Source organism: Microcystis wesenbergii NRERC-220 (assembly GCF_032027425.1).
GTDB classification, from domain to species: Bacteria; Cyanobacteriota; Cyanobacteriia; order Cyanobacteriales; family Microcystaceae; genus Microcystis; species Microcystis wesenbergii_A.
The window spans coordinates 3,309,903-3,333,882 of sequence record NZ_JAVSJA010000001.1; the positions used below are offsets into that span (position 1 = coordinate 3,309,903).

Annotated in this window: 19 protein-coding genes; 7 read left to right on the forward strand and 12 right to left on the reverse strand. The window is 43.0% G+C overall.

The features are described from left to right. Positions 1-17: 17 nt before the first annotated feature. Positions 18-1,748 carry a diflavin flavoprotein gene (locus RAM70_RS16225; protein WP_288002100.1) on the reverse strand — a complete coding sequence of 577 codons (1,731 nt, stop codon included), beginning with the start codon at positions 1,746-1,748 and terminating at the stop codon, positions 18-20. A 365-nt stretch (positions 1,749-2,113) separates the two neighbouring features. Between RAM70_RS16225 and RAM70_RS16230 the strand changes: the two genes are divergently transcribed. Continuing rightward, positions 2,114-2,407, forward strand: coding sequence for a hypothetical protein (locus RAM70_RS16230; protein ID WP_045357600.1), 294 nt, complete (start codon positions 2,114-2,116; stop codon positions 2,405-2,407). Positions 2,408-2,744: 337 nt separating this feature from the next. Here the strand turns inward: RAM70_RS16230 and hypF are convergent, their stop codons facing one another. From hypF to RAM70_RS16245, 3 genes are read right to left on the reverse strand one after another with little or no spacing between them, the layout of a single operon-like run. After that, positions 2,745-5,009, reverse strand: a complete 2,265-nt coding sequence (hypF, locus tag RAM70_RS16235) for a carbamoyltransferase HypF (protein WP_312674634.1) — start codon at positions 5,007-5,009, stop codon at positions 2,745-2,747. A 49-nt stretch (positions 5,010-5,058) separates the two neighbouring features. Beyond that, a complete protein-coding gene (locus tag RAM70_RS16240; RefSeq protein ID WP_312674635.1) occupies positions 5,059-5,733 on the reverse strand; it encodes an ATP-dependent Zn protease in 675 nt (224 codons plus the stop codon). A 52-nt stretch (positions 5,734-5,785) separates the two neighbouring features. Then, a complete protein-coding gene (locus tag RAM70_RS16245; RefSeq protein WP_312674636.1) occupies positions 5,786-6,181 on the reverse strand; it encodes a hypothetical protein in 396 nt (131 codons plus the stop codon). A 508-nt stretch (positions 6,182-6,689) separates the two neighbouring features. Here RAM70_RS16245 and hisN point away from each other — a divergent pair. Next, a complete protein-coding gene (gene hisN / locus RAM70_RS16250) occupies positions 6,690-7,496 on the forward strand; it encodes a histidinol-phosphatase (protein WP_312674637.1) in 807 nt (268 codons plus the stop codon). Positions 7,497-7,544: 48 nt separating this feature from the next. Here hisN and rpe read toward each other — a convergent pair whose 3' ends face one another. Then, a complete protein-coding gene (gene rpe / locus RAM70_RS16255) occupies positions 7,545-8,252 on the reverse strand; it encodes a ribulose-phosphate 3-epimerase (RefSeq protein ID WP_190380329.1) in 708 nt (235 codons plus the stop codon). A gap of 547 nt (positions 8,253-8,799) precedes the next feature. Between rpe and RAM70_RS16260 the strand changes: the two genes are divergently transcribed. Then, positions 8,800-9,165, forward strand: a complete 366-nt coding sequence (locus tag RAM70_RS16260) for a DUF1815 family protein (RefSeq protein WP_312674639.1) — start codon at positions 8,800-8,802, stop codon at positions 9,163-9,165. Positions 9,166-9,209: 44 nt separating this feature from the next. Here the strand turns inward: RAM70_RS16260 and RAM70_RS16265 are convergent, their stop codons facing one another. From RAM70_RS16265 to RAM70_RS16295, 7 genes are all read right to left on the reverse strand, one after another. Then, positions 9,210-10,175, reverse strand: coding sequence for a glycosyltransferase family 2 protein (locus tag RAM70_RS16265; RefSeq protein ID WP_312674641.1), 966 nt, complete (start codon positions 10,173-10,175; stop codon positions 9,210-9,212). Continuing rightward, the gene (locus tag RAM70_RS16270) at positions 10,172-10,351 is read right to left on the reverse strand and encodes a hypothetical protein (RefSeq protein ID WP_045357616.1); all 180 of its coding nucleotides are present in this window, start codon (positions 10,349-10,351) and stop codon (positions 10,172-10,174) included. The genes RAM70_RS16265 and RAM70_RS16270 overlap by 4 nt, the downstream gene beginning before the upstream one ends. 143 nt (positions 10,352-10,494) lie before the next feature. Continuing rightward, positions 10,495-11,772, reverse strand: coding sequence for a glycosyltransferase (locus RAM70_RS16275; protein WP_045357618.1), 1,278 nt, complete (start codon positions 11,770-11,772; stop codon positions 10,495-10,497). A gap of 163 nt (positions 11,773-11,935) precedes the next feature. Then, a complete protein-coding gene (locus RAM70_RS16280) occupies positions 11,936-13,006 on the reverse strand; it encodes a formylglycine-generating enzyme family protein (RefSeq protein WP_045357621.1) in 1,071 nt (356 codons plus the stop codon). A 34-nt stretch (positions 13,007-13,040) separates the two neighbouring features. After that, positions 13,041-14,015, reverse strand: coding sequence for a methyltransferase domain-containing protein (locus RAM70_RS16285; protein ID WP_012266876.1), 975 nt, complete (start codon positions 14,013-14,015; stop codon positions 13,041-13,043). Positions 14,016-14,293: 278 nt separating this feature from the next. Then, on the reverse strand, positions 14,294-14,455 hold the full coding sequence (locus tag RAM70_RS16290; RefSeq protein WP_190380324.1) for a hypothetical protein: 162 nt from the start codon (positions 14,453-14,455) through the stop codon (positions 14,294-14,296). A gap of 96 nt (positions 14,456-14,551) precedes the next feature. Next, the gene (locus tag RAM70_RS16295) at positions 14,552-16,042 is read right to left on the reverse strand and encodes a glycosyltransferase family protein (RefSeq protein WP_045357624.1); all 1,491 of its coding nucleotides are present in this window, start codon (positions 16,040-16,042) and stop codon (positions 14,552-14,554) included. Between the two features lie 381 nt (positions 16,043-16,423). Here RAM70_RS16295 and RAM70_RS16300 point away from each other — a divergent pair, with 381 nt between their 5' ends. The 4 genes from RAM70_RS16300 to gcvP all read left to right on the forward strand — a co-directional run bounded on the left by RAM70_RS16300 (position 16,424) and on the right by gcvP (position 23,509). Then, positions 16,424-17,794, forward strand: a complete 1,371-nt coding sequence (locus RAM70_RS16300; RefSeq protein ID WP_312674649.1) for an ArnT family glycosyltransferase — start codon at positions 16,424-16,426, stop codon at positions 17,792-17,794. 39 nt (positions 17,795-17,833) lie between these two features. Next, on the forward strand, positions 17,834-19,438 hold the full coding sequence (locus tag RAM70_RS16305; RefSeq protein ID WP_312674650.1) for a glycosyltransferase 87 family protein: 1,605 nt from the start codon (positions 17,834-17,836) through the stop codon (positions 19,436-19,438). A gap of 71 nt (positions 19,439-19,509) precedes the next feature. Further along, on the forward strand, positions 19,510-20,367 hold the full coding sequence (locus RAM70_RS16310; RefSeq protein ID WP_045357632.1) for a glycosyltransferase: 858 nt from the start codon (positions 19,510-19,512) through the stop codon (positions 20,365-20,367). Positions 20,368-20,521: 154 nt separating this feature from the next. Beyond that, complete coding sequence (gene gcvP, locus RAM70_RS16315; protein ID WP_312675945.1) at positions 20,522-23,509, forward strand: aminomethyl-transferring glycine dehydrogenase; 2,988 nt, start codon at positions 20,522-20,524, stop codon at positions 23,507-23,509. The last annotated feature ends 471 nt before the right edge of the window (positions 23,510-23,980 follow it).

The following is a 23,980-nucleotide window of genomic DNA, read 5'->3' on the forward strand; positions in this document are numbered from 1 at the left end:
ATGATGATAACGACAAACTAATAATAACTGCCGGATTTGCGATGATGGATGGCGGTTAAACCCTGGTGTAAAACCTTGCCTTTTTCTGCGATCGCATAAAGCAGCCAATGATCACCGCACTCCATTCGTTGTTCCACCCGACATTCCAGATAAGCGAGCGCTTCGGCCAGAATCGGCCCACCGTTCTCAGCTTTAGTGGTTTCGATATGAGCGAAACGATCTTCTCCGGGGGAAAAAGGTTTAAGAAAATGCTTCATTAAAGCCAAATGTTGACCTTCTTGGAGGATATTAAGGACAAAAGGCGTACCACTATAAAGCAGAGACTCGATCGCTCGTTCTTTCGCCACGGCAATAGTCAATCCAGGTGGCGTGAACGTCGCTTGCGACACCCAAGAGGCTAACATGGCGCCGCGCAATTCCCCCAATTCGCAGGTGACGATACAGAGAGAACCCACCAAACGGCCGAGGGCTTGCGATCGCCGATCACTTTGGGGTTGGTTAACATTAGTTTTCGGTTGTCTGCTTTTGCGAGCTTTTTTGACTGCTTGAGCGAAATCGGTTCCTGCTTCCTCGCAGGTCTTTAAAATTGCCTCCGTGGGCTTAAATTTAACCCGAATTGGCTCAAAACCGAAGCGATAACCGCCATCCCGGAATTTACTTTCCAAAAGATCGATCGCTTCCCCACTCCAACCGTAGGAGCCAAAAACCCCCACCAGCTTGCTTTTATCGCCATTTGCCAGGGTAATCCCCAAGGCGGTTTGGATGGGAGTCGGCGTGTGTCCTCCCAAAGTGGGGGAACCAAAGATAAAACCGACACTTTTTTCGATCGCCGTTTTGATCTCGTCCGGTTCGGCGGACTCGGCGTTAATCGCCGTGACTGCCACTGCCGCTTTCGTGATCCCCATAGCGATCGCTTGAGCGAGGGTGGCAGTGTTGCCGTAGGCACTAGCATAAATCAGGGCGATTGTCAACTCTTGGGACGTTTGTACTGCTAACCATTGTTGATAGGAAAGGGTCAATTCGTGCATCGCGTAACGCACCAGAGGACCGTGACCAACGGCATAAAATAAGGGCGATTTAGCGGCTAATTTCTCCAAAGCGTTGCTAATTTGGCTGGCATAGGGAGCCATGAGACAATCAAAATAATAACGCCGATCTTCATTATAAACGCTCCAACCCTCATCAAAAATTTGGTCGCCACAAACGTGCGCTCCGAATAATTTATCGGTGTAGAGAATATCAGTTTTGCTGTCGTAGGTACAGAGTTGATCGGGAAATCTGGGGTTAGGAGTGGGGATAAATTCTAATTGATGGTTTGCTCCTAAATTTAATATTTCTTCCCCCTTGACAACCAATAGATTTAATGCTTCAGTTTCGAGAATTTTTTTCAGGGAAATTGCCCCCGGATTGGAACAAACAAAAGTGACTTGAGGAGCTATTTCTAAAAGTGCCTTGAGGGTGACGGCACGATTGGGGTTAACGTGACCGAGGATAATATAATCAATAGTTTTCGGATTGATTCTTTTAGTTAAAGCCTCTAAAAATATAGCCGAGAATGATTCCCCTGGTGGATCAAAAAGAGCGACTTTTTCACTTTTAATCAGATAACTATTGGCGGTGGTTCCCTTTTGTAATCCGTATTCGATCTCGAATTTTAACCGGTCCCAAGTGCGGGAACGAAAGACAAAAGTATCGACGGCTATCGGTGCTACTTGTACATCTCTCGGTTTGACAATTGCATTATTCATAATTTTAGTTACCAGTTATCAGTTAATTAGTCAAGTAGTTAAGCGGCAACTTGAGGCTGTCATCATTTTTTACTTGGCAAGTTTTGCATCAAAGTCAACACTTGATTTTTGACTAAATACAGCCTTTTATCGCTAGGGACGAGTGGGGAAATTTGCGGGTTATCTTGCCAGCCGGAAGGACATCAATATCTAAAGTACACTATCTCTGGGAAGAAACCTAGCTTCTAGCAATTTGTTTGCGAGTAAGGATACCCCTCTGGGGGGATTTGCCAGTCTATTGAGAAATTCTAAAGGGAACGTGATCCCCAGAAGCGAGGTGCTAGTCTGAGGGAAACCCTGCTCTCTTCCTATCAGGCCAAGTTTTTATGAGCTATCAGCACTCGTCTTTTGACTGCACTAGCGCCAATTTTGAGAAAGCCGCTTTGAGTCATTTTCGCACTCTTGTGGCTTTTTTACCGGATAATTGCCGTGTTTACCGGCAAACTTGGGAATTTTCTACGGTTCTCTGTCTCGATTTTCTAGCCTGTTTGCAGGGACTAGCAATCACCCGTCAAAATTTTGCCCATCTAGTTAATGTGACACAAGAACTCGGTTTAGGTCAAGCAATCATTTTGAAAGTAGGCAATAAAATCGTCGAGTGGCATCGTTTAACAGTCTAGAAAAAAATCGGCTCTCTCTGTTCTTTCTGTCTCTGTGGTTTATCTTTAACGCTTATAACTACCTCTTACCTCTTGCCCCTTGTCTCTGGGTGCATCTCATTTTTGCACTCTCAAAAATTAATTATGCAAGAACTCTATAGTAGGGTTGATTCATGAATCAACCCTACCCAAACCCTGGAGCGCATTAGTTTTTCGGTGGGATGCTTACAGGCAGCTGCTGATATGTCTGTAATAATTTAAGGGTCACTGATAATTGCTGATTGTCGGTATTTCTGCAAATGTGAGATGCACCCCTTGCCTCTTGCCTGTCCTAACCAAGAAGTTAATTTTGTCCTATCTAGAACCGTTTAAGTTGAGAAAAAGCCCCAATAATTTGACCAAGACTAATACCACCATCATTAGTGGGAACAGTTTGCTGCCAGTAGGGTTGGAATCCCGAAGCTTGTAAGCGATTAATTGTTCTTTCCGTCAGATAACGATTTTGAAAACAGCCTCCCGTCAAGAGAATTTTTTCTCTACCTATTTTCTGAGCAATTTCTACAATAATCTCACTTAAACTATTATGAAATTTAGCGGCAATTATGCCGATTTGTACTTGTTTTTCTAAATCCTCAACAACTCCTAAAATTATCTGATTCCAATCAATAACTATGGGTGAGTCAGCTGATAAAGAAAAATTATAATATTCCTCCGTTTTAATGCCCTCAAGGGCGAATTCTAATTGCATTGCTGCTTGTCCCTCAAAACTTAATTGATAACATAAACCTAGAATCGCCGCCACACCATCAAACAAACGCCCGACACTAGAAGTTAAAGGACAATTAATTTTTTTGGTTAACATTTGCCTAAAAATCGACCATTCCTGTTCACTAAAAGCTGATTTTATCCTATCAGCATTTTCCATAACTTCTAGTAATCCTAAAGCTACGCGTCTGGGTTCTTTAACCGCTTTTTCTCCTCCGGGTAATGGCCAGGGTTTAAAATGGGCGACTCGCTGCCAAGAATCGGCAGCAATATGGATAAATTCTCCCCCCCAAATTGTGCCGTCTAAACCGTATCCTGTTCCATCCCAAGCAACCCCTAAAACCGGAGGTTGTAGCTGATGTTCTGCCATGCAGGATAAAACGTGAGCGTAATGGTGTTGAATGGGAATAACGGGTAAATTTAAGCTATAAGCGTACTTGGTCGCTAGATATTCAGGATGGGCATCACAGGCAATAACTTCGGGTACAAACTCGTATAATTTTTTTAAACTATCGAGGATATTTTCAAAATGATTGACGGCATTAACTGTATCTAAATCGCCGATATGTTGACTAATAAAAACTTGATTTTTTTGGTAGATAGCCACGGTATTTTTAAAATAACTTCCCACGGCCAGAATCGGGGGGAAATCTCCCTCATTAACTTTAACTGGAAAGGGAGCATATCCCCGCGCTCGCCGCAAAATCATCGCTTTTCCTGCCATTTCCCTGATAATAGAGTCATCCACTGGCCGAACTATGGGACGATTATGAACTAGAAATAAATCGGCGATTGTTCCTAATTTTTCTAAAGCTTCTTTTTCCTCAATACAGATAGGTTCATCGGCTATATTACCACTGGTTGCTACAATAGGAAAGCCTAATTCTGCCAATAAAAGATGATGTAGGGGAGTATAGGGTAACATGACTCCTAGATAGGGATTACCCGGAGAAACGGCAGCAGAAAGATCATTTTTTCGCTGTTTAATCAGGACAATTGCCCCAGCAGGAGACTGCAATAATTGCGATTCTAAAGAAGATACATAACCGTGGTTTTTCACTAAGTCAAGATTAGGATACATCACGGCAAAAGGCTTATCTGGTCGCTGTTTACGTTGTCGCAATTTTTGCACTGCTTCCGTATTTCTTGCATCGACAACTAGGTGAAATCCTCCTAATCCTTTGAGCGCCATAATTTTTCCCTGTTCAATTGCTCTAGCAGTAGCGATTAAAGCTTGATCTTTTTCCGCTAATACAGAGCCTTGACTATCTAAAAGACTAATTTGGGGTCCGCAACGAGGACAGGCATTCGGTTGGGCATGAAAACGGCGATCCAGAGGGTTTTCGTATTCCCTTTGACATTCGGGACACTGATTAAAACCCCTCATAGTTGTGGCACTGCGATCATAGGGTAAACTCTCGATGATACTGTAGCGAGGACCGCAGTTAGTGCAGTTAGTAAAAGGATAGCGATAACGACGATTATTAGGGTCAAAAATATCGGCTAAACAATCGGGACAAGTGGCTAAATCGGGCAGAACAATTGTATTCTTTTCACCGCCGCTGCTAGGACGTATGCTAAAGTTTTGATAACCGACGGTATTTAACCATTGAGTCTCAATATTTTCAATTAGCGATTGAGGTGGTTTTTCTAAAGATAATCGATTCAAAAAAGTTTCTAGTTTGTCTCGATTGCCCTCGACTTCAATAAAAACTCCCGCTGCTGTATTATTCACCCAACCAGTTAGGTTTAATTCCGTTGCTAATCGATAAACAAAAGGACGAAAACCGACCCCTTGTACTGCTCCGCGCACAATTAAAGCTAATCGCTGATCGGACTGAATGCTCTGATTATTCATAAAAATTTAACGGGGAAATCATCAAATTCATCCCTAATTACTTTTCCCGTTATACTAAACTTTCACTAATCACCCGACAGCATTCTTCCACACTTGCCCTGTTTTCCATAGCTATCACTAAAGCTTGATAGGCAGTCTGTTGTTTTTCTAAAAGAGTTTTTGCCTGTAATAAACTCCAGCGCTCTTTTTGGGCATAATTATTCTCAGGAACCCCCGCTAATTTTAAGGCCGATTGCAGATAAAATTGATCGCTTTCTCCCCCCTCCGCTTTACCATAAACTAAGGTTTCGGCAGCAATTCCCGCCATCCACACCGTAGAAATTCGCTCTAAAAAAGCAGGAAAATCGGTAAAGTTCTTGACTTTTTGCTCTAAATCTGCTAGGTCAAATTGAACACCGCCGACTCCCTCCTGGCCTTGACGAAAGGCTTCCCAAGCGGTCAAACTATAACTGGCGATCGGAATGCCCAAAATATAAGCGGTGAGAAAATGTCCGGCTTCGTGGTGAATAACTCTTTGACGGTGTTTACTGGGAGAAAGAGCATCCAGTAGTAAAGTCACACCCCGGTTATTAAAGGTGAGAGTATCAACTGTAACTAATCCCAAGAGGCTAAAAGTAGCTAAAGCGGGGACAAAAGGCGAAATAGACAGCAAAGGAGTGACAAATACGGAAAGAGTGATCGAAAAAACGGTAATCGCGATCAGATTTAAAGCTGTCTGTTCCATAAAAATTAATAAAAATATACAAATGCTTAATACTATGTTACATGGCCTAGTTTTATTTTCCCCGAATCCAGTTTTTTACCCCCCCGATTTTTTCAGCTAAATCGGGAATTTTTCCCACGGATGCCTCGATGAGTTGCACTCTTTCATTTAAACCGGTGATTTTTGCGTCTAAAGTCCTGATTTCTCCCTTAATTTCCGTCTGTCCTATCTCTAAGACCTGAATTTCTCTTTTGATCTCTCCGAAACTATTCTCGATCGCTTTTTGTCCACTCTCCAAAGAGGTTAAACGAGTTTCGATCGCTTTTTGTCCATTCTCCAGAGAGGTTAAACGAGTTTCGATCGCTTTTTGTCCACTCTCCAAAGAGGTTAAACGAGTTTCGATCGCTTTTTGTCCATTGATAATCAGATTTTCTAACCTTTTTAGGTCATTTTCCGTAAAAGCCGTCATCAGCTAAACTCCTAAATAGATTAATTTTTTCTCGTCTTGAGATTGAGTCGATCGTTGACTAATTTAATTATGGAGTCAAAATCAAGCTGTTACCCACTGATAGTTCTAGGTTCGATGCCGCAATAGGGATTTAGGGTGATAGGGAAATTTCCGCTAAATCCCCCATCTCCCCACTTCCCTTTAACATAAATAAATATTATTGTTTTCCACTATGGATAACTTTTATTGATGAATATTGATCGCACTATGCAAGAGGCAATAGGGATTTAGGGTGATAGGGAAATTTCCGCTAAATCCCCCACTTCCCCAATTCCCCACTTCCCTTTACCATAAATAAACATTATTCTTTTCCTGTATGGATAACTTTTATTGATGAATATTGATCGCACTATCCAAGAGGCAACAGGGATTTAGGATGATAGGCAAATTTCCCCCACTTCCCCACTTCCCGAATTCCCCTTTACCATAAATAAACATTATTCTTTTCCTGTATGGATAACTTTTATTGATGAATATTGATCGCACTATCCAACTAGCTCATCAATTAGCGGACGCTTCTGGAGAGATTATCCAGCGCTATTTTCGGCAGCCCCATCTAGAAACCGAGACAAAACTCGAGCAAGTTTCCTCAATAGTAACAATCGCCGATCAAGAAGCTGAGGAGGCGATGGTAGCGATTATTCGGCGAGAATTGCCTGAAGATGGGGTTATTCGGGAAGAAGGAGCCAATATTCCCTCCCAAAGTGGTCGTTATTGGGTGTTGGATCCGATCGATGGCACATCCTCTTTTGTCAAGGGATTACCGATTTTTGGGACTTTAATCAGCCTGGTGGCAGAAAATCAACCGATTTTAGGAATTGTCGATCAACCGATTTTAGGCGATCGCTGGTTAGGAGTGAAGGGAAAAGCCAGTCTTTATAATAACCGGATGATTGTTAATCCCTACCGTCAAGATCGGGAACTTGTCTTAAAAAATGCCTGTTTAGCCTCCACCACTCCCTTAATGTTTATCACAGAACGACAACAGGCGATCGCTCGTCAGCTGCAAAGCGTCTGTAAACGTAGTGCTTTTGGGGGTGATTGTTATAACTATATGATGTTAGCCACCGGCTGCACTGCCATGCCGATGGTAATCCTAGAATCAGACCTGAAATACTACGATTTTTGTGCTTTAATCCCGATTATTGAAGGTGCTGGCGGAATAATTAGCGATTGGTCGGGTAATCCCCTACAAGCTGATTCTAGCGAAGTTTTAGCCGTCTCTAATTCCGGTTTATGGCGGCAGGTTTTAGAACAAATCAACAGAGTGGGTTAGTGCGAATACTAAGATAATTAGTCAACAGCTAACCCACCCCCGCGGCAATTAAACCGTGGCTAATTGAGGTTGGGGACGTTTGCTGTTACGGATACCTTCGATCGCCGCCGCGTAATCAGGGGCATTAAATACCGCCGAACCTGCTACGATCGCATTAGCACCCGCTTCGAGAACTTGCCAAGTATTAGCCGGTTTTAAGCCGCCATCCACTTCAATCCAGGGATCCAAGCCTTTTTCATCGCACATTTGGCGTAATTGACGGATTTTGGGGACAACTTCCGGGATAAAACTCTGGCCACCAAAACCGGGGTTAACGCTCATAATTAGGACTAAATCGCACAAATGCAGCACATATTCGATTAAATCTAAGGGAGTGGAGGGATTTAATACCACACCCGCTTGTTTACCGAGTTCGCGAATTTGGCAAAGAGTACGATGGAGGTGGGGAGAAGCATTATGTTCAGCGTGAACAGAAATAATGTCAGCACCCGCTTTCGCAAAGTCAGCCACATATTTTTCTGGTTCCACGATCATTAAATGCACATCTAAAGGTTTTTTCGTATAGGGACGAATAGCGGAGACAATCAGGGGTCCAATGGTGATATTCGGGACAAAACGACCATCCATCACATCAACGTGAATCCAATCGGCTCCTGCCTTATCCACAGCCTCGATATCGGCTCCTAATTTACTAAAATCCGCCGATAGGATCGAGGGAGAGACAACGATCGACTTCGAGCTTCCGTTTTGGGTCATGGCTAACTATAGAATTTCGTGTTTATATTTTCGTAACAATCTTATCAGTAATCAGTGATCAGTGATCAGTAATCAGTGATCAGGAGTCAGGAGTCAGGAGACAGGAGATTATTTTTATTTATTCTCCCCACACCCCACACCCCCCCTGCCCCCCCGATGTCGGGGGGGTTGGGGGGTCACACCCTACACCCTACACCCCACACCCTACACCCCACACCCCTCCGCATCCGGCATAGAAGCATAGGTTTATGTAATTGTCAATATAGATTTACGAACTTTTTTGTCGAAACTGGATCATAAACTTTAAAAATAGGCATGATGGGAATGGTTGGGATCGAGGGGGTGGAAAGACGGATAAACTGGTGGCTTTGTACTTACACATACTTGGCGAACTCAGGAATTCACGCTACCCTAGGTCTCGGGTTCTTTACATTTTGTTGCTTAACATCCGTAAGAAAACTTAGTTCACTTACCCTATTTTCTCAGAAAAGAATCTTAAAAAAGTGTTAAGGTTTTATACTTGGGCAGTGTTATCAGGAGGAAAATTGTGTTTAAACGACTTGCAGAACAGCATCGCCAACTGGTCAAAGACTTAGTCATGGATTTACAGGCCTTAGCGATCGCACTAGAAAATCAAGGTTATCTAGCATCTTGCTACACCTGTGGCGGTCAACTGAATAGCGCATCTTTTATGGTGGGATTGGGTGAAACCCATCTAATTCGGTTTCTCGTGTCCGATTACGGCATCACCTGGACAGAAATGCGCGATGATCGAGAGTTAATGAAACTCGAAGGCGCGGAAGCCATCAGCCAACTAGAGGAATTAGCCAATCTGATTAAATATCAAATTTCGCCGGCGGAATTTATTGACAAAAAACCCTCCTCCGTGCTGCAACGGTTAGAGACGGTTTAACCCGATATATGACCTAGACCTGTATGTTTAGCGAACTTTTTCCCCTAAACTTTCAGCCAACTGTTAGCTAGATAAGCCATTCGTTTCATCTCTTTTCGTCCCCGGGAGACGGAATCGAGGATCATGCCAGAGGTCAAACCTAAAAAGGCTAAAAGCATGATCGAGGCCGATAAAATAGCGGTGGGAAAACGTGGCACTAAGCCGGTTTCGAGGTATTCAAACAGGACGGGAATCGCTAAGAGGAGGGAAATAACCGCCAAAATCAGCGATACAAGGCTAAAAAAGAGAAAAGGACGAATTTCTTTAAATAGTAGGATAGCGGTTCCCAATACCCGCCAGCCATCTTGAAAGGTTTTTAACTTACTTTGGGAACCTTCGGGACGTTCCCCGTAGAGGGTTGGTTCTTCAGCGAAGGGAATTTTTAATTCTAAAGCGTGGATAGTTAACTCGGTTTCAATCTCGAAACCATTGGACAAAGCGGGAAAAGATTTGACGAAACGACGAGAAAAGACGCGATAACCGGAGAGCATATCGATTAAACGCGCTCCAAACAAAAATTTCACCAATCCCGTTAAAAATAGATTACCAGCGCGATGACCGGGACGATAAGCCTGGGAGGATTTTGCCGCTTCCCGACGCGCACCGACCACCATATCTAACTGTTCCCCCAGCATTCGTTCAATTAAGCGACGTACTGCCGCAATTTCGTAGGTATCATCACCATCGATGAGAATATAGATATCCGCTTCGATATCGGCAAACATCCGCCGGACAACATTGCCTTTTCCCGGTTGGATTTCCTGACGCACGATCGCCCCCGCTTTCAGTGCCTCGGTCACGGTATCATCGGTAGAACGGTTGTTATAAACATAAATTGCCGCTTCTGGCAAAAAAGTTTGGAATTGGGAGACCACTTTAGCGATCGTTAGTTCTTCGTTGTGACAGGGAATTATGACGGCGATACGGTAGTTTTTCAGAGAAATCGGCGGAATAGCAGTCATTTCGATCATGGCTGACGACAACGTTTAATGATGGTTAGGGGGGTTTCTTGGCGTTGGACGGCATGAACAATGGGACAATGGGGGAAAGCTTGGAAGTAATCGTATCGGGATAAACCCATGTAATAATCGGGGTCGGCGGCCTTTCCCCAAGCAAAGTCATCGGCATTTTGAGCAAGCCATTCCATCCCCTCTTTGAGACTTAAATCCCTGGTAATCGGTTTCCTGTTGACCCCTGACAGCTTTTAAGTCCCGAACATTAAGGCTGCCAGAGGTTGAACTCCATTAAAAAGGGTTTGCAGGATGAGAGGGCAAGTTTTCAAAGGCTTTCCTATGGCTTGCCGGACTTTTCCGGTTTAACATCCGTCACACGCCAACTGAGTTTTAAATTCATCCAGAAGTTCCAAACAGTAACCATAGCGATCGCTATTAAGTTAGCAATATAGCGATTAATATGTAAGACATTGAAGAAAAAGTTTAAGAGCAGGACGTTGAGGATCAAACCGGCCAAACAAATAAGATTAAATTTAAGAAAACGTTTGCAACGCTGCTGCCACTGATTTTGGCCGGTGGACAAATCGCCAAAAGTCCAGCGATCGTTCCAAAGAAAATTATTAATAATAGCCACCTCGGCGGCGATAATCTTACTGCGAGTTACTCCCCAAGCGAGGGTAGTGGGATCGCTGAGGAGATACAAGATGGCCATATCGACGAATAGGCCACTAAACCCGACTAAACTAAAGCGAAGAAAGCGAGCGAGGGGGAATTGCCAACGCCTTTTCAGACCACCGAAACGACCGCGGGAACGCAATTTCAGCAGGTGCAGGATATATTCGATGTATTGTTGCCAGGTGACTTTGCTTTCGCCGTCTTGACGCTCTTGGAAAACGTAACCCACTTCGGCGATCCGGTCGATATTGCCGCGGCCGATAACTTCGAGGAGAATTTTATAGCCCATCGGGTTTAAGATCGGGCCTGCGATCGCTTGTCGATTAACCATGAAATAGCCACTCATCGGATCCGATACCCGTCCCACCACGTTAGGCAGAATGACTAATCCCAACAGCTGCGCCCCCCGGGAGAGGAAGCGTCGAGTCAGACTCCATTCGCTGACTCCACCCCCTTCCACATGGCGACTAGCCACGGCGAGATCGGCTCCGGCTCTGGTTTGCTCGAATAATTTTAATAACACTTCCGGGGGATGCTGTAAATCGGCATCGATGACCCCAAGAATGTCGCCCCGTGCCACTTGCCACCCCCTTACCACTGCCGAGGATAGGCCTTTTTCTCCCTCCCGGCGCAGCACTCGCAGCTGGGGATATTCAGCGATTAAAGATGCGGCGACTTCCCAAGTGCGATCGGGACTATTATCATCGACAACGATCAGTTCGTAATCTTTGGCAAGGGCTTCGTCAAGTATTTGACTAAGAATGTTGACTAATTGAACGATATTTTGCCGTTCATTGTAGGTGGGAATGACTAGAGACAGGCTGAGAGGATAATTTTTTTCTGCTTCTAAGTTGCCGTCGTCTGGGGGAGGAGGAGATAAAGGTACCTGTAGATCTCCTGTGGGGGGAGTTAAGAAAAGATGAGACTGCTGTACCTTCATGAAAAATTTGACCTCACTCGCGGTTGATTTAGCTACAGACGCACTGACAACGGCAGAAGATTCTGAATAGTTTTGGCCCTTTGGAACCTAACCTATTGAACCATACCTTTGTCGTCTCTTGGGCGGACACAAGCATTGATTAACCGGTACCCTTCGACGTAGCTCAGGGCAAGCTATCGGCCATGACTCGTAAACCCAAGACGCTGTGGTGTTGATCGGGAAGGCAAAAGGTGCGATTGGCACTGCGTAGGTGCCTAGCTTCATCGCCCCAACTGCCCCCTCGCACTAAACGGGCGGAACGATAACGGGGCTGCAAGCGAGTATCGCTGTCTAACCAAGCACTACCATCCAGGGGCGGGGTTCCCTCGTAATTCCGGTGCCAGCTATCGGCGCACCATTCGCCCACGTTGCCGTGCATATCGTAGAGACCGAAATTATTGGGGGCGAAACTGCCCACCGGGGTAGTCTTGGCCAGATAGGCGCTGCTGGGTTCTTCCGCGTAGGGATCATAGACGGCAAAGTAATTGGCCCGCTCGCTGGTGAGGGTTTCCCCGCAGTAAAAGGGGGTGGTTGTACCAGCGCGACAGGCGTATTCCCAGCGTGATTCACTCGCTAGTCGGTAATCTTTGCCGGTGGATCGGGAGAGTCTTTGACAAAATTCGATCGCCTCGTACCAGGAGACTCTCTCTACGGGTAAGTTATCGCCTTGGAAAAAGGAGGGCGCCGGGTTGAGTTCGAGATTAATTTTCGGCAGTTGGGCGATCGCTCGCCATTGTGCTTGGGTGATCGGGTATTTGCTCAGAAAAAAGGCCGCCGTCGTCACGGAATTTTCTGGTTTTTCACTGCTAGTATGATCGCCTCTTTCTTCATTTTTCGAGCCGCGTCGAAAACTGCCCCCCGGAATGGCTACCATTTCTAGTTCGCTGCCGTTGCCTAGGGGTTCGCTCCAGGAGCGAGCGCTACCCTGACGGCGATCAATAATTTGCCCTTGACGATTGACGGTGACTGTTTCAAAGCTATATTCTGTCCACTGGAGATTTTGCGAATCTACTGGGCGAATTTGCCGCAAAAATTCCTCCATTGCCTCTATATTCTCGGCAATAGCTTGGTTTTGGTCGGCAGAATAACTGAGCCGAGAGGAGAGAAGGGTAGCTAGTCCGGCACTTCCTCCGGCTAGGGCCGCTAATTTCAGCAAGCTACGTCGGTTTAAGAGGGGATTAGGGGGATAGTTCATATTTTTAGGAGACTGGTCTGATATTTAGGCATTTCTAATCTTGATAGAAACGACTTTTTACTAAACAATAGGCTCTTTCATCGCCGTCACGACTGGCGGGATCGGAGTTTTCGGTATTACCTACTGTTATATAATCGCAAATTTCCCAGCCGGTTCGCTGTAAAATTCGGCGTAACCCGGCATTAGAAAAGATCCAATAGTTGGTGGAATCATTATTTGCTTCTAGTTCATCGAGTAAATAGGCTAGAGGAATCGCGGAAAGATCGACTCGATTAGCGGCATTACTCACCGTATTAAACTTAGTGACGCGGGTGCTAATCAGGCAATAATTGGCAGATTTCGCTAAGGTTTCGAGGGCATAGTAGGGATTTTTGAGATGGTATAAAATTCCTAAGAAGATGACTAAACTATAGCTTTTTTCGGGAAGCAGAAACTGAGAGTCTAAGTTAACATCATGAATCTCCACAGAGGAAGAAAGCGCGGTTTTGAGCAGTTTAACCCCTTGCATAAGGTTAAAGTTAGTAGGAGCGTAGTCAACTACCTGCACTTTACAGCCCAAAGATTCCAGAAAAAACGCCAGATCCCCATCGGCACAACCAATATCAACAATCGGTTTTTCCGAGATTAATTCCAGGAGAAAACGGTTTTTACCAGTTAATAGTAATTCGAGAATCTCGAAGCAGGTTAAAGTGTTGTAAGGATACCAGCCAAAATTGTCGGGAGCGAGTTTTTCTTTTTCGGCATCTAATTGGACTCGAAACTGGCGGGCTTTATTTTTGATGACGCTAATATCGAGAAGTTTCGGACTAATTTCTTGCAGTTCGGGAATGGTTAAAGATAACTGACCTAATCTTTCATAAAGAGCGTTTTTTTCCCGAATCATTTCTTGTTTTTCTTGATTCAAACTCTTCAGATGATCTTTGAGAGAATCTCGTTCTTCAATTAAAGTCTCTCGTTCATCAACTAAGCGAGGATATTTCCAGAACTTAAGATATTTCTTGATTTTCATCTATCAATAGGGAGGAATTAATTTTACTAAGTTAGTCTAGGGAGTCTCTGGCTGTTGGATATTTTTACCAAAACCACTCTGATCATACCATTGATCGGGATCATTTGTCAAGATATTTACCAAAAATTTTGAGGTTTAAAGTCAGCTTATTATTGGCTTTTATCAAAATTAAGCTGAGGATTTGTGTGGATGATTTGTTTTTAATAATGATAGATTCGCGGTAACTTCCTTAGATAATTTTCCAAGATTTGGGAAAATCTAGACAATGGGGACAGTATTCAATCAAAATAGTGGTGGAGGATTTCCCGGGCATTCAGTCCAAACCAAGCCTCATCTCCTTGCAATGCGGGGAAAGAGGAGAGGTTGACCGTCATGACAGAAATTATATAGATTAAAATTAGAAAACTTAGGTAAATTGGCAAGATTTTAACTTTTTTCATGATCGAAGTTATCCCGCTTACATAATTAAAATTTTTTCTCTGCTTTTTAGACTTATTTTTGACAAATTTTGCAAATTTGCATAAGGATATATGATCCTACTCACCAGCTTCTTTGAGATACTGATTGATATGATAATCCGGGTTAACTTGACAAGAGTTCGAGCGCCTGTAAACGCAAGTTCCGTTAAAGCATTTCTCCCGTTGATAATCTCCGACCGCGGCCCGGTCTTGGTTAAATAATAGATAATTAAAATAAGGTTGTAGTGCCTCGAAATTTTCGTTATCTTTGAGGAAATAAATCGGTACATCTTGGTGTAAGTAAGCGTATCCCCCCGTGTACTGCCACGCCAATCCTTTTACTCCTAAACCGCACAGTTTTTTCTCGCTACTTAAATACTGATAGGCCTGTAATTGTCCGCCGTGGGTTTGCCAGTGAGTATAGCCCGGTTTTTGCCAAGGCGGTCCGAAATTAAAAGTCTGGTCGGTATTAAAACGCCCCGCCAGCAACCAAGATAGAAAAGCCCAAAGAAGTAAACTACTAAAAATAACGATAGTTTTGCCAGCGAGGGAACCTCGCATTAACGATAAACGCGAGACGAGAGTGGCAGTACCCAAACTGGCGAGAATAATAATTAGTGGTAGGGCCGGGAACATATAGCGATATTCTTTGTGACCTAAAAAGCTGTGAGAGAGGATAATAACTAGGGCCAGAAGGGCGAGAATCCAGTGACGACGAGCAGCGATTGCACAGAAGACGAGGATCGGAAACAGCCACCAAGACCAATTGAGGGCTAGCCAAGTAAAATATTGCTGCCAGGGTGATACGCCAAAACTATTAAATTTTCCTTCAAAAATATTAATCCAGATCAGTTTCCAAATCGATTGGAAGGGGGTGGACCAAGTGAAAGCGTCTAAAGCACCCCCCAGCAAAACCGGACCGATAAAACCGAGGGCAAGGGGCGGTAATTGTGGAAAATTTTTTTGTCTAACTTGATAAATGAGGGCGATGGCGATGGCCGGCAGTAAATGAAATCGAAGATAGGTGGTCAATCCGTAGAAAAACCCTGTCCAATACAGTCGCTGACGAGAGGGGGGATTTTTGCCGTAGCATCCTAAATAAACGCCGACCAGCAGGGAATAAGCGGCAATAACTTCGGTGAAGGCTTTCGGGGCAAAATAAATAAATTCAAACCAAATCCCACAAATACCGCCGGTTAGGATAGCGCCGGCCAAACCGATGCTTTCGTAGGCGATCGAGAATCCGATCCAAACGGGAATTAAAGATAGTAAACTGAGGAAAATCTTGACACTGGCCAGATAGCCACTGGAGCCTTCCGAAAAACCAGCAGTTAACTTCATAATCCCGCCAAGAATGCCCGGAAATAACCAAGAACGAATCCCGTCCCGAAAATCCCAAGGTATCATCCCATTACCAAAAGCTAGTCGATGACCCTGTTCTAAGGTCTGAAAAATTTCATCCGGCCAGAGAATATTAGGATAAGAGAAAGCGGCATTTAGACGTAGGAAAAGGGCAAAAATAAGGATTAATAACAACCAAACTCTAGAATAATTTAACTGACGAATCATGTTGGCAACTAAGGATAAAGATTTTTGCTTTAGGGGAAAATCTAGGGATTTTTAACGGGGTAATTGTTGTTACTCGGCTATCAAGCTAATGTTTTTTAGCATATTGCTGATGGTAATGTCAATCTCTTAAGTTATAGTTTAGTGGGGAGAAACTGGGGAACTTTTCTGCCAGAAATGAGTCCCTTGTCTGGAGTTGGCTATAAAGATGAGTTGACCATTTGATATCCCTGAGAATTTACGAAGGAGAAATTATCGAGATGACTTAACCTCGATAATCGGGTATTTAATCGATCTGGGTTTGTCAAAAAATTTAACCGTCAAACCATGTTACAATAGCACGGGTTCACCCCAAAAGATAAATAGCGAGCCAATTTCAGAATAATGCTACAGCGAGATTTTCTATTTAATAATTTTGAAAAGTTTGATTACCGTCTATTTCTGGGTATATTAATTACGGGCTTAGGATTTATTTTAAGATATTATCAGTACGATTCCTTACCTCCCTATAACTGGACTCAAGATGAATTTGCTTTTGCTTGGAGTGGCATGAGTTTGATTCAAGAGGGAGTTCCTACCAGTTGGTCTTTCCTCAGTCCCACGGATGATTTTTTGGTGACAGTTTGGGAAAAAACTGCCGTTCGTTATCGTTTTGTTACTCCTTGGTTTGATCATCCTCCCTTGTTTGGATTAATTGTGGGTATGACGGCTATTTTATCGGGAGCAAAGGAATTTTTTGACTGTAGTTTAACAGTAATTAGGATTCCTTCTTTAGTTTTTGGCACTCTCTCTATTTTCTTACTTTATTTATTAGCTTTACGTTTGACTAATACCAGTGTGGCGATTATAACTTCTTTAATTTTTGCCACTAACCCCAATACGGTTTTTTTATCTCGTTTAGCAGTTAGTGAAAATTTATTATTATGTCTAAGTTTAGCGGTAGCAATTTTATTCCTTCAGTACGGTGAAAAGTCTCAAAAAAAGTATCTATACTTGGCTATAGTTCTAGGTGGTTTAGCACCTTTAGTTAAGGTGACAGGATTATATATTCTAGGTTCTCTAGTCGCTTTACTGTTATTACAAAAAAATTGGCGAGATAGCTTAATCGCTTCTCTGACGGCAGTTTTATCCTTTGGTTTGTATTACCTTTACGGTTGGTTTTATGATTTTAGTTGGTTTTTAACTACTCTCCAAGAACATAAAAATCGCTTTACGGATTTTGCTATGTTAAAAAATCTAGTTTTACCCACAGTTTTTTTTGAGGATGGTTGGTTAATTTTTAGTTGGATTACTCTCCTGTTAGTGTCCAGATTTCCTTTGAAAATATCTAAAATACGATTAGTAATTTTTCCTATATTAATCTATACAATTCTTCTCACCTTTTCTGGCGCTCAAAGTCATTACTATGCTTGGTATGTAATTCCTTACTATGGATTTCTCTTTCTGGTGCTTGGTATATTCTTAGACGATTTTCGTAAGAACCCTGATTTTATCGGTGCTGCCACTATCTTTATTTTTCTTGTCGTTTGGTCGGTGAATTTAAATATTAAGGATTGGGTTTTGAGTTCCCCTTACGGTAGATATTACTTTATTATCGGAACGGCAATTACTTTAGGGGGATTTTTCTTTAATGATTTAACCGAGAAAAAATCGAAAATTTTAACTAATTTTGTCAAGATAATCATGCTGATTGTCTTTTGGGGATTGTTACTAGGTAATCTTCATCTCATCCTTAACTATAAATTGCCAAGTTAAGCTAGTAAAACTAAACAAATAAATCTTGAAATTTTAATTATGACAACCCTGAAACGTTTTCCACTTTCTCATCCCTTATTTTGGGCAATTATCTACTTTGTTGCTTTGGGAATTATCTCGGTTATTTTAGGTCAAGATGTTAGTTGGGATTTACGAAACTATCATTTTTATAATCCCTATATGTTATTGACAGGAAGGTTTAAGTATGATGTCCTACCCGCACAGATACAAACTTTTTTTAATCCCCTGATTGATGTTCCCTTTTTCGTCGCTGTTTATTATCTGAAACTGCCTCCGATTGTCGTGGGGTTTTTAATGGGAGGATTTCACGGGTTAAATCAATGGTTAGTTCACCTAATTACCTATCATTCCCTGGATAAAGTTTCCGAAAGATACAAGATAACTCTAAGCATAGCGGCAGCGATTACCAGTATTTTTGGGGCAGCCTATATCTCGGAGTTAGGAACCAGTATTGGTGATAATACCACCAGTGTTTTCGTTCTGGGAGGATTATTTTTTATAGTTAGTAGTTTAGGGAAAAATCTGCCAATTCCCTCTAAAAATATTCTTTTAGCTGGATTCTTATTAGGATTAGCAACGGGGTTTAAATTAACCAATGCTTTATATGGTATTAGCTTTTTGGTAGCCATTAATTTTTTACCTAATTCTTGGTCAGACAAATTACGCAATTTAATCCTATCAATTCTCTCAATGGCCGTGGGTTTTAGTCTCACTGCTGGTTATTGGATAATCCTAATGTGGACAAAGTTTGCTAATCCTCTTTTTCCCTTCTATAATAAAATCTTTCAATCTCCTTATATCGAAACCGACTACAATTTTAAAGGGATACAATATTTGCCTAAAGATATCTGGCAATGGTTGTTTTATCCTGTTTATTTTATCCAGAGACAAACTCTTGTATCTGAGGTTCCTTTCCAAGATAGCCGATTAGCCATCACCTATTTATTGATAATTTTACTAATAGTAGTGATTATTTTTCGTGCTATTTCTAAGCGCAATCTATCTTCTGAACCTGACTTAACCCACGGTGCAGTTTTAGGGTTTTTACTGCCTTTTTCTCTGACCGCTTACTCTATTTGGTTAGTGGGATTTTCTATCTATCGTTATCTAATGCCATTAGAATTAATCACTCCCACTTTAATTATTTTGATTATTGCCTATCTTTATCCTCGCAAGAAACCATTATTAATCATAAACTTGGTAATATTTTCCTTAATTGTCACTACGGTTAAACCGATGGATTGGTGGAGAATGGGATGGTCAGATCATTATTTTGGTATCGATAGTCAAGCATTAAAACCCTACGAAAATTCCACGATTGTTATCTGGGGAGATGAAGGAACATCTTTTATCGTCCCTTATTTTCCCGCTTCGACTCGTTTTGTGAGACTCAAAGGCAATACTGGAGTCAGTGAGGGAACTTTAATGCGAAAAAATGCCGAGACATTTATTGCTAATACTCCCCCAGAATCTCTCTACATTCTCCAGACGGACTTTAATAAAAAATCCCCTGATATAGTGGGGGATTTAGCGAAGGAAAATCTCGTTATTGACTTCCAAAGTTGTCAACCCTTTCCCAGTAAAATTGAAAATTTTAATCTCTGTCGTCTTCAAAAAAAGTAATTCTCACGGGAAAGCTATTCTCTATTCTCTAACCATTGTTAATTGCCAGTGACTCCTACCTTTTATCTGTAATGATTTATCTATTGACCGTTAACTACAATTGCGCGGAATTAATTAAGCGTTTAATCGCTTCCCTCAACGATGACTTATCTGCTACTCTCATCATTGTTAACAATTCCACTGAAGATAAAAATATCCAATCTCTAGCAGCTGAAAGAGTCAAGATTATTGAAGCGGGGGAAAATTTAGGATTTGGGAAAGGATGTAATCTGGGACTTAATTGGATTTATCAACAAGACAGAGAAGCTATCGTTTGGTTAGTTAATCCTGACGCTTACTTATTACCGGACTCTCTGGAGAAAGCAAGCAAATTTTTTCAGCAATATCCGGAAGTTGCCATCGCCGGTACAGAAATTTACGAACCGGATGGTAAAATCTGGTTTGGTTGGGGAAAATTTAATGCCAAAATCGGCACAATTAACGTAGTAGAGGAATCCTTAGACTATCGAGATAAACCCTATCTTATTCCCGACTGGGTGACGGGATGCAGTTTATTAATTAATTTCTCGAATTTTTCCACTTGTCCCCATTTCGATACCGATTACTTTCTCTACTACGAAGACTTTGATTTTTCCCGAAGATACGCAAATCAAGGCTATTTAGTCGTTGTTACCAATCAGATTAAAATCATTCATGAACCATCTTCTATCACCCGTCGCTATGGTTATCTAAGACTAACTCATAATATCTATAGTTATCTTCTCAGTCTCGAAAAACATACGACTTTAACTATCCTTGTTTATCGCTTGCTGCGGATGAGTTTTATGTCTTTACTGATCCTTCCCATTAAACCAAAATTCTCCCTAGCCAAGTTACAGGGAATTCAACTCTATTGTCAAAGAATTATCACTAAACCGCATCTAGGTTGAAACCCGTAGTTTTTCTTGACGGGGTGCGGATTTGCCTTGTGCTTTGCCTCTTGCCTCATTTCAACAAGCAATTTAAAGGCGCGGACAGCTTATCTAGCTGATGGCTTCAAATATTACAAAAATTTTACAAGTTGCGTTAAAATCACCCCTAGCGATGAAACGCAGCACTTTTGTAATTGTTGAAACCGAGATTAATATGCTAAATAGGTCAATTACGGCCGAGAAAACCGAGGAATTCGCTCCTGCTGACCTGCAAGACCTGCTAGACTGTACCGATAGCTTTGTTAACCGTCACATTGGACCGACGGAGACGGAAATCGAGAAAATGCTGGCGGTTTTGGGTGTTGCTACCGTGGAGGAATTAATCGCTAAAACTGTCCCGTCAGGAATTCGTTTACAAAAAAGCCTTAATCTACCACCTGCCTTGAGTGAATACGCCGCTCTTGCCCAATTAAAAGCTATTGCCTCCAAAAATCAGGTATTTCGCTCCTTTATTGGCATGGGCTACCATGACTGTATCACCCCGCCGGTAATTCTCCGCAACATCTTAGAAAATCCGGGTTGGTACACCGCCTATACTCCCTATCAAGCGGAAATCGCCCAGGGACGCTTAGAAGCTCTCTTAAACTTCCAAACTCTCATCACTAGCTTAACCGGTCTGGAAATTGCTAACGCTTCCCTCCTCGATGAAGGAACAGCAGCCGCAGAAGCGATGACTATGAGTTACGGACTGTGCAAAACTAAAGCCAATGCTTTCTTTATCTCTAGTAGTTGCCATCCCCAAACAATTGAAGTTGTTAAAACCAGAGCGATTCCTTTAGGTATTGACATTATTATCGATGATCATCGTCTCTTTGACTTTAAAACGCCGATTTTTGGCGCATTATTACAATATCCAGCCACCGATGGCGTAATTTATGACTATCGGCAATTTATCGCCAAAGCGCAGCAAAATGGCGCGTTAGTCACCGTTGCCGCCGATATTCTCAGTTTAGCCCTGTTGACTCCCCCCGGCGAATTGGGGGCTGATATTGCCGTGGGTAGCAGTCAACGCTTTGGGGTTCCCTTGGGTTATGGGGGTCCCCATGCCGCCTATTTTGCCACCAAAGATGCCTATAAACGCAGTATTCCGGGGCGCATTGTCGGGGTATCGAAGGATAGTCAGGGTAAACCCGCACTGCGTTTAGCTTTGCAAACCCGCGAACAACATATCCGCCGGGATAAAGCCACCAGTAATATTTGTACCGCACAGGTGTTACTAGCGGTGATTGCTTCCATGTACGCCGTGTATCACGGACCGGAAGGAATCAAGAAAATCGCCCAAAGAGTGCAGAAATTAACCGCTTTATTGGCAACTGGTTTAAAACAGTTGGGTTATCAGGTGGGGAAAGAACCGTGCTTCGATACGCTCAAAGTTACGGTATCCACGGGAGTTAAGGCTCTCCTCGCCAAGGCAAAAACCCATAAGATTAATCTGCGTTATTTTGATGAGAATAATCTAGGAATTAGTCTCGATGAAACCAGCAGTCTCAGGGATGTGTGGGATTTATGGCAAATTTTTGCCCCCACCGAGGAATTGCCCTTTACCACGGCGGAATTAGTCGAGAAAATTAGTCTAGAATTACCCGCTAATCTAACCCGTACCAGTGCCTATCTTACCGAACCGGTGTTCAATCGTTATCACTCGGAAACGGAATTACTCAGATATCTGCACCGTCTGGAAACAAAGGATCTAGCCTTAAATACTTCCATGATTCCCCTCGGTTCCTGTACGATGAAACTCAATGCCGTAGCGGAGATGATTCCGGTAACTTGGGCAGAATTCGGCCAATTACACCCTTTTGCTCCGATTGACCAAGCAGAAGGCTATCAACTTCTCTTTCAACAGTTAGAGACTTGGTTAGGGGAAATTACCGGGTTTGATGGCATTTCTCTACAACCTAACGCCGGTTCCCAGGGAGAGTATGCCGGTTTACAGGTGATCCGAGCCTACCATGAAAGTCGCGGTCAAGGTCATCGTCAGATTTGCTTAATTCCTGAGTCCGCTCACGGGACTAATCCTGCCAGCGCCGTTATGTGTGGTATGAAAGTAGTGGCGGTTAATTGCGATTCTCGGGGCAATATTGATATTGATGACTTAAAAACTAAGGCCCAGAAGCATCAGGATAATCTAGCGGCTTTGATGGTAACGTATCCTTCCACTCACGGCGTTTTTGAACAGGGAATTAGCGAAATTTGCGCCTTGATTCATCAATACGGTGGTCAAGTCTATATGGATGGAGCCAATATGAATGCTCAGGTGGGTTTATGTCGTCCGGCGGATTTTGGCGCCGATGTCTGTCACTTGAATCTCCATAAAACTTTCTGTATTCCCCACGGTGGGGGGGGACCCGGCATGGGACCAATCGGAGTAAAATCCCATTTAGTGCCTTTTCTGCCCGATGTTTCCCTGGTTTTGGCGAAATTATCCCCAGAAACCGCTAACGGTAAGCATCAGGACTCGATTGGGGCAATTTCGGCCGCGCCTTGGGGTAGTGCCAGCATTTTGGTGATTTCTTGGATGTATATCGCTATGATGGGGGCAGCCGGCTTGAAAAAAGCGACAGAAGTGGCAATTTTGAACGCTAATTATATGGCTTTTCGTCTGGAGTCGGCCTATCCGGTTTTATTTAAGGGTAGCGCGGGAACGGTTGCCCACGAGTGCGTGATTGATTTACGTCCCCTGAAAAAACAGGCCGGCATCGAGGTGGAAGATGTGGCAAAACGCTTGATGGATTTCGGTTTCCACGCGCCGACGGTTTCCTGGCCCGTGGCGGGTACAATGATGGTGGAACCCACGGAAAGCGAATCTTTGGGCGAATTAGACCGTTTTTGTGAAGCTTTGTTAACTATCTATCAAGAAGTACAAGCGATCGCTAATGGCAGCATGGATCCCCACGATAATCCTTTGAAAAATGCCCCCCACACAGCTGCGGTTTTAACTGCCGATGATTGGAGTCGTCCCTATTCCCGTCAACAGGCAGCCTACCCGCTTTCTTGGCTAAAAGATTATAAATTCTGGCCGGTAGTGGGACGGGTTGATAATGCCTACGGGGACAGAAATCTGGTTTGTTCCTGTGAGGGTATGGACGCTTATAAGTAATCGTAATTCCTTGATAAGTAGGTAGGCGTTAAAAATTATCAGACACCACCCTTATCAAGGGGGGACTATAGGGTAGGGTTGATTCATGAATCAACCCTACTATGAATCAACCCTAGTACTAAGGGGGGATCGAACCTAAAATCCATTTTTAATTTAATTATAACCAGCTACTTAATATTAGTGGGGTAGTTGCAAATTACCCCGCTTTTTTCTGGTTTTTTGGAACTTGATCTGTAAAATTAACTAGGAGCTGCTGAAAAACTTTTTCCTGGGGTTAGCAGTCGGGAGTCATACTAAATCCGCTGAGTATAGGCTATTTATGAGGACAGGCAAGAGGCACTCTTGCAAGAGGCAAAAGGAGGAATAAATAATCAGTCTTTAATAACTGGATTTAGTATCACTGAGCATTGCTGATTGTCGGTATTTTTGCCAATGTGATATGCACCCAATTAACAATAGACCTCTGGCAAA

Excerpts from the sequence above, each read along its gene's own strand:
- RAM70_RS16225 (WP_288002100.1), bottom strand. The coding sequence starts at position 1,748 with ATGAATAATGCAATTGTCAAACCGAGAGATGTACAAGTAGCACCGATA.
- RAM70_RS16230 (WP_045357600.1), top strand. The coding sequence starts at position 2,114 with ATGAGCTATCAGCACTCGTCTTTTGACTGCACTAGCGCCAATTTTGAG.
- hypF (WP_312674634.1), bottom strand. The coding sequence starts at position 5,009 with ATGAATAATCAGAGCATTCAGTCCGATCAGCGATTAGCTTTAATTGTG.
- RAM70_RS16240 (WP_312674635.1), bottom strand. The coding sequence starts at position 5,733 with ATGGAACAGACAGCTTTAAATCTGATCGCGATTACCGTTTTTTCGATC.
- RAM70_RS16245 (WP_312674636.1), bottom strand. The coding sequence starts at position 6,181 with ATGACGGCTTTTACGGAAAATGACCTAAAAAGGTTAGAAAATCTGATT.
- hisN (WP_312674637.1), top strand. The coding sequence starts at position 6,690 with ATGAATATTGATCGCACTATCCAACTAGCTCATCAATTAGCGGACGCT.
- rpe (WP_190380329.1), bottom strand. The coding sequence starts at position 8,252 with ATGACCCAAAACGGAAGCTCGAAGTCGATCGTTGTCTCTCCCTCGATC.
- RAM70_RS16265 (WP_312674641.1), bottom strand. The coding sequence starts at position 10,175 with ATGATCGAAATGACTGCTATTCCGCCGATTTCTCTGAAAAACTACCGT.
- RAM70_RS16270 (WP_045357616.1), bottom strand. The coding sequence starts at position 10,351 with ATGGAATGGCTTGCTCAAAATGCCGATGACTTTGCTTGGGGAAAGGCC.
- RAM70_RS16275 (WP_045357618.1), bottom strand. The coding sequence starts at position 11,772 with ATGAAGGTACAGCAGTCTCATCTTTTCTTAACTCCCCCCACAGGAGAT.
- RAM70_RS16280 (WP_045357621.1), bottom strand. The coding sequence starts at position 13,006 with ATGAACTATCCCCCTAATCCCCTCTTAAACCGACGTAGCTTGCTGAAA.
- RAM70_RS16285 (WP_012266876.1), bottom strand. The coding sequence starts at position 14,015 with ATGAAAATCAAGAAATATCTTAAGTTCTGGAAATATCCTCGCTTAGTT.
- RAM70_RS16290 (WP_190380324.1), bottom strand. The coding sequence starts at position 14,455 with ATGAAAAAAGTTAAAATCTTGCCAATTTACCTAAGTTTTCTAATTTTA.
- RAM70_RS16295 (WP_045357624.1), bottom strand. The coding sequence starts at position 16,042 with ATGATTCGTCAGTTAAATTATTCTAGAGTTTGGTTGTTATTAATCCTT.
- RAM70_RS16300 (WP_312674649.1), top strand. The coding sequence starts at position 16,424 with ATGCTACAGCGAGATTTTCTATTTAATAATTTTGAAAAGTTTGATTAC.
- RAM70_RS16305 (WP_312674650.1), top strand. The coding sequence starts at position 17,834 with ATGACAACCCTGAAACGTTTTCCACTTTCTCATCCCTTATTTTGGGCA.
- RAM70_RS16310 (WP_045357632.1), top strand. The coding sequence starts at position 19,510 with ATGATTTATCTATTGACCGTTAACTACAATTGCGCGGAATTAATTAAG.
- gcvP (WP_312675945.1), top strand. The coding sequence starts at position 20,522 with ATGAAACGCAGCACTTTTGTAATTGTTGAAACCGAGATTAATATGCTA.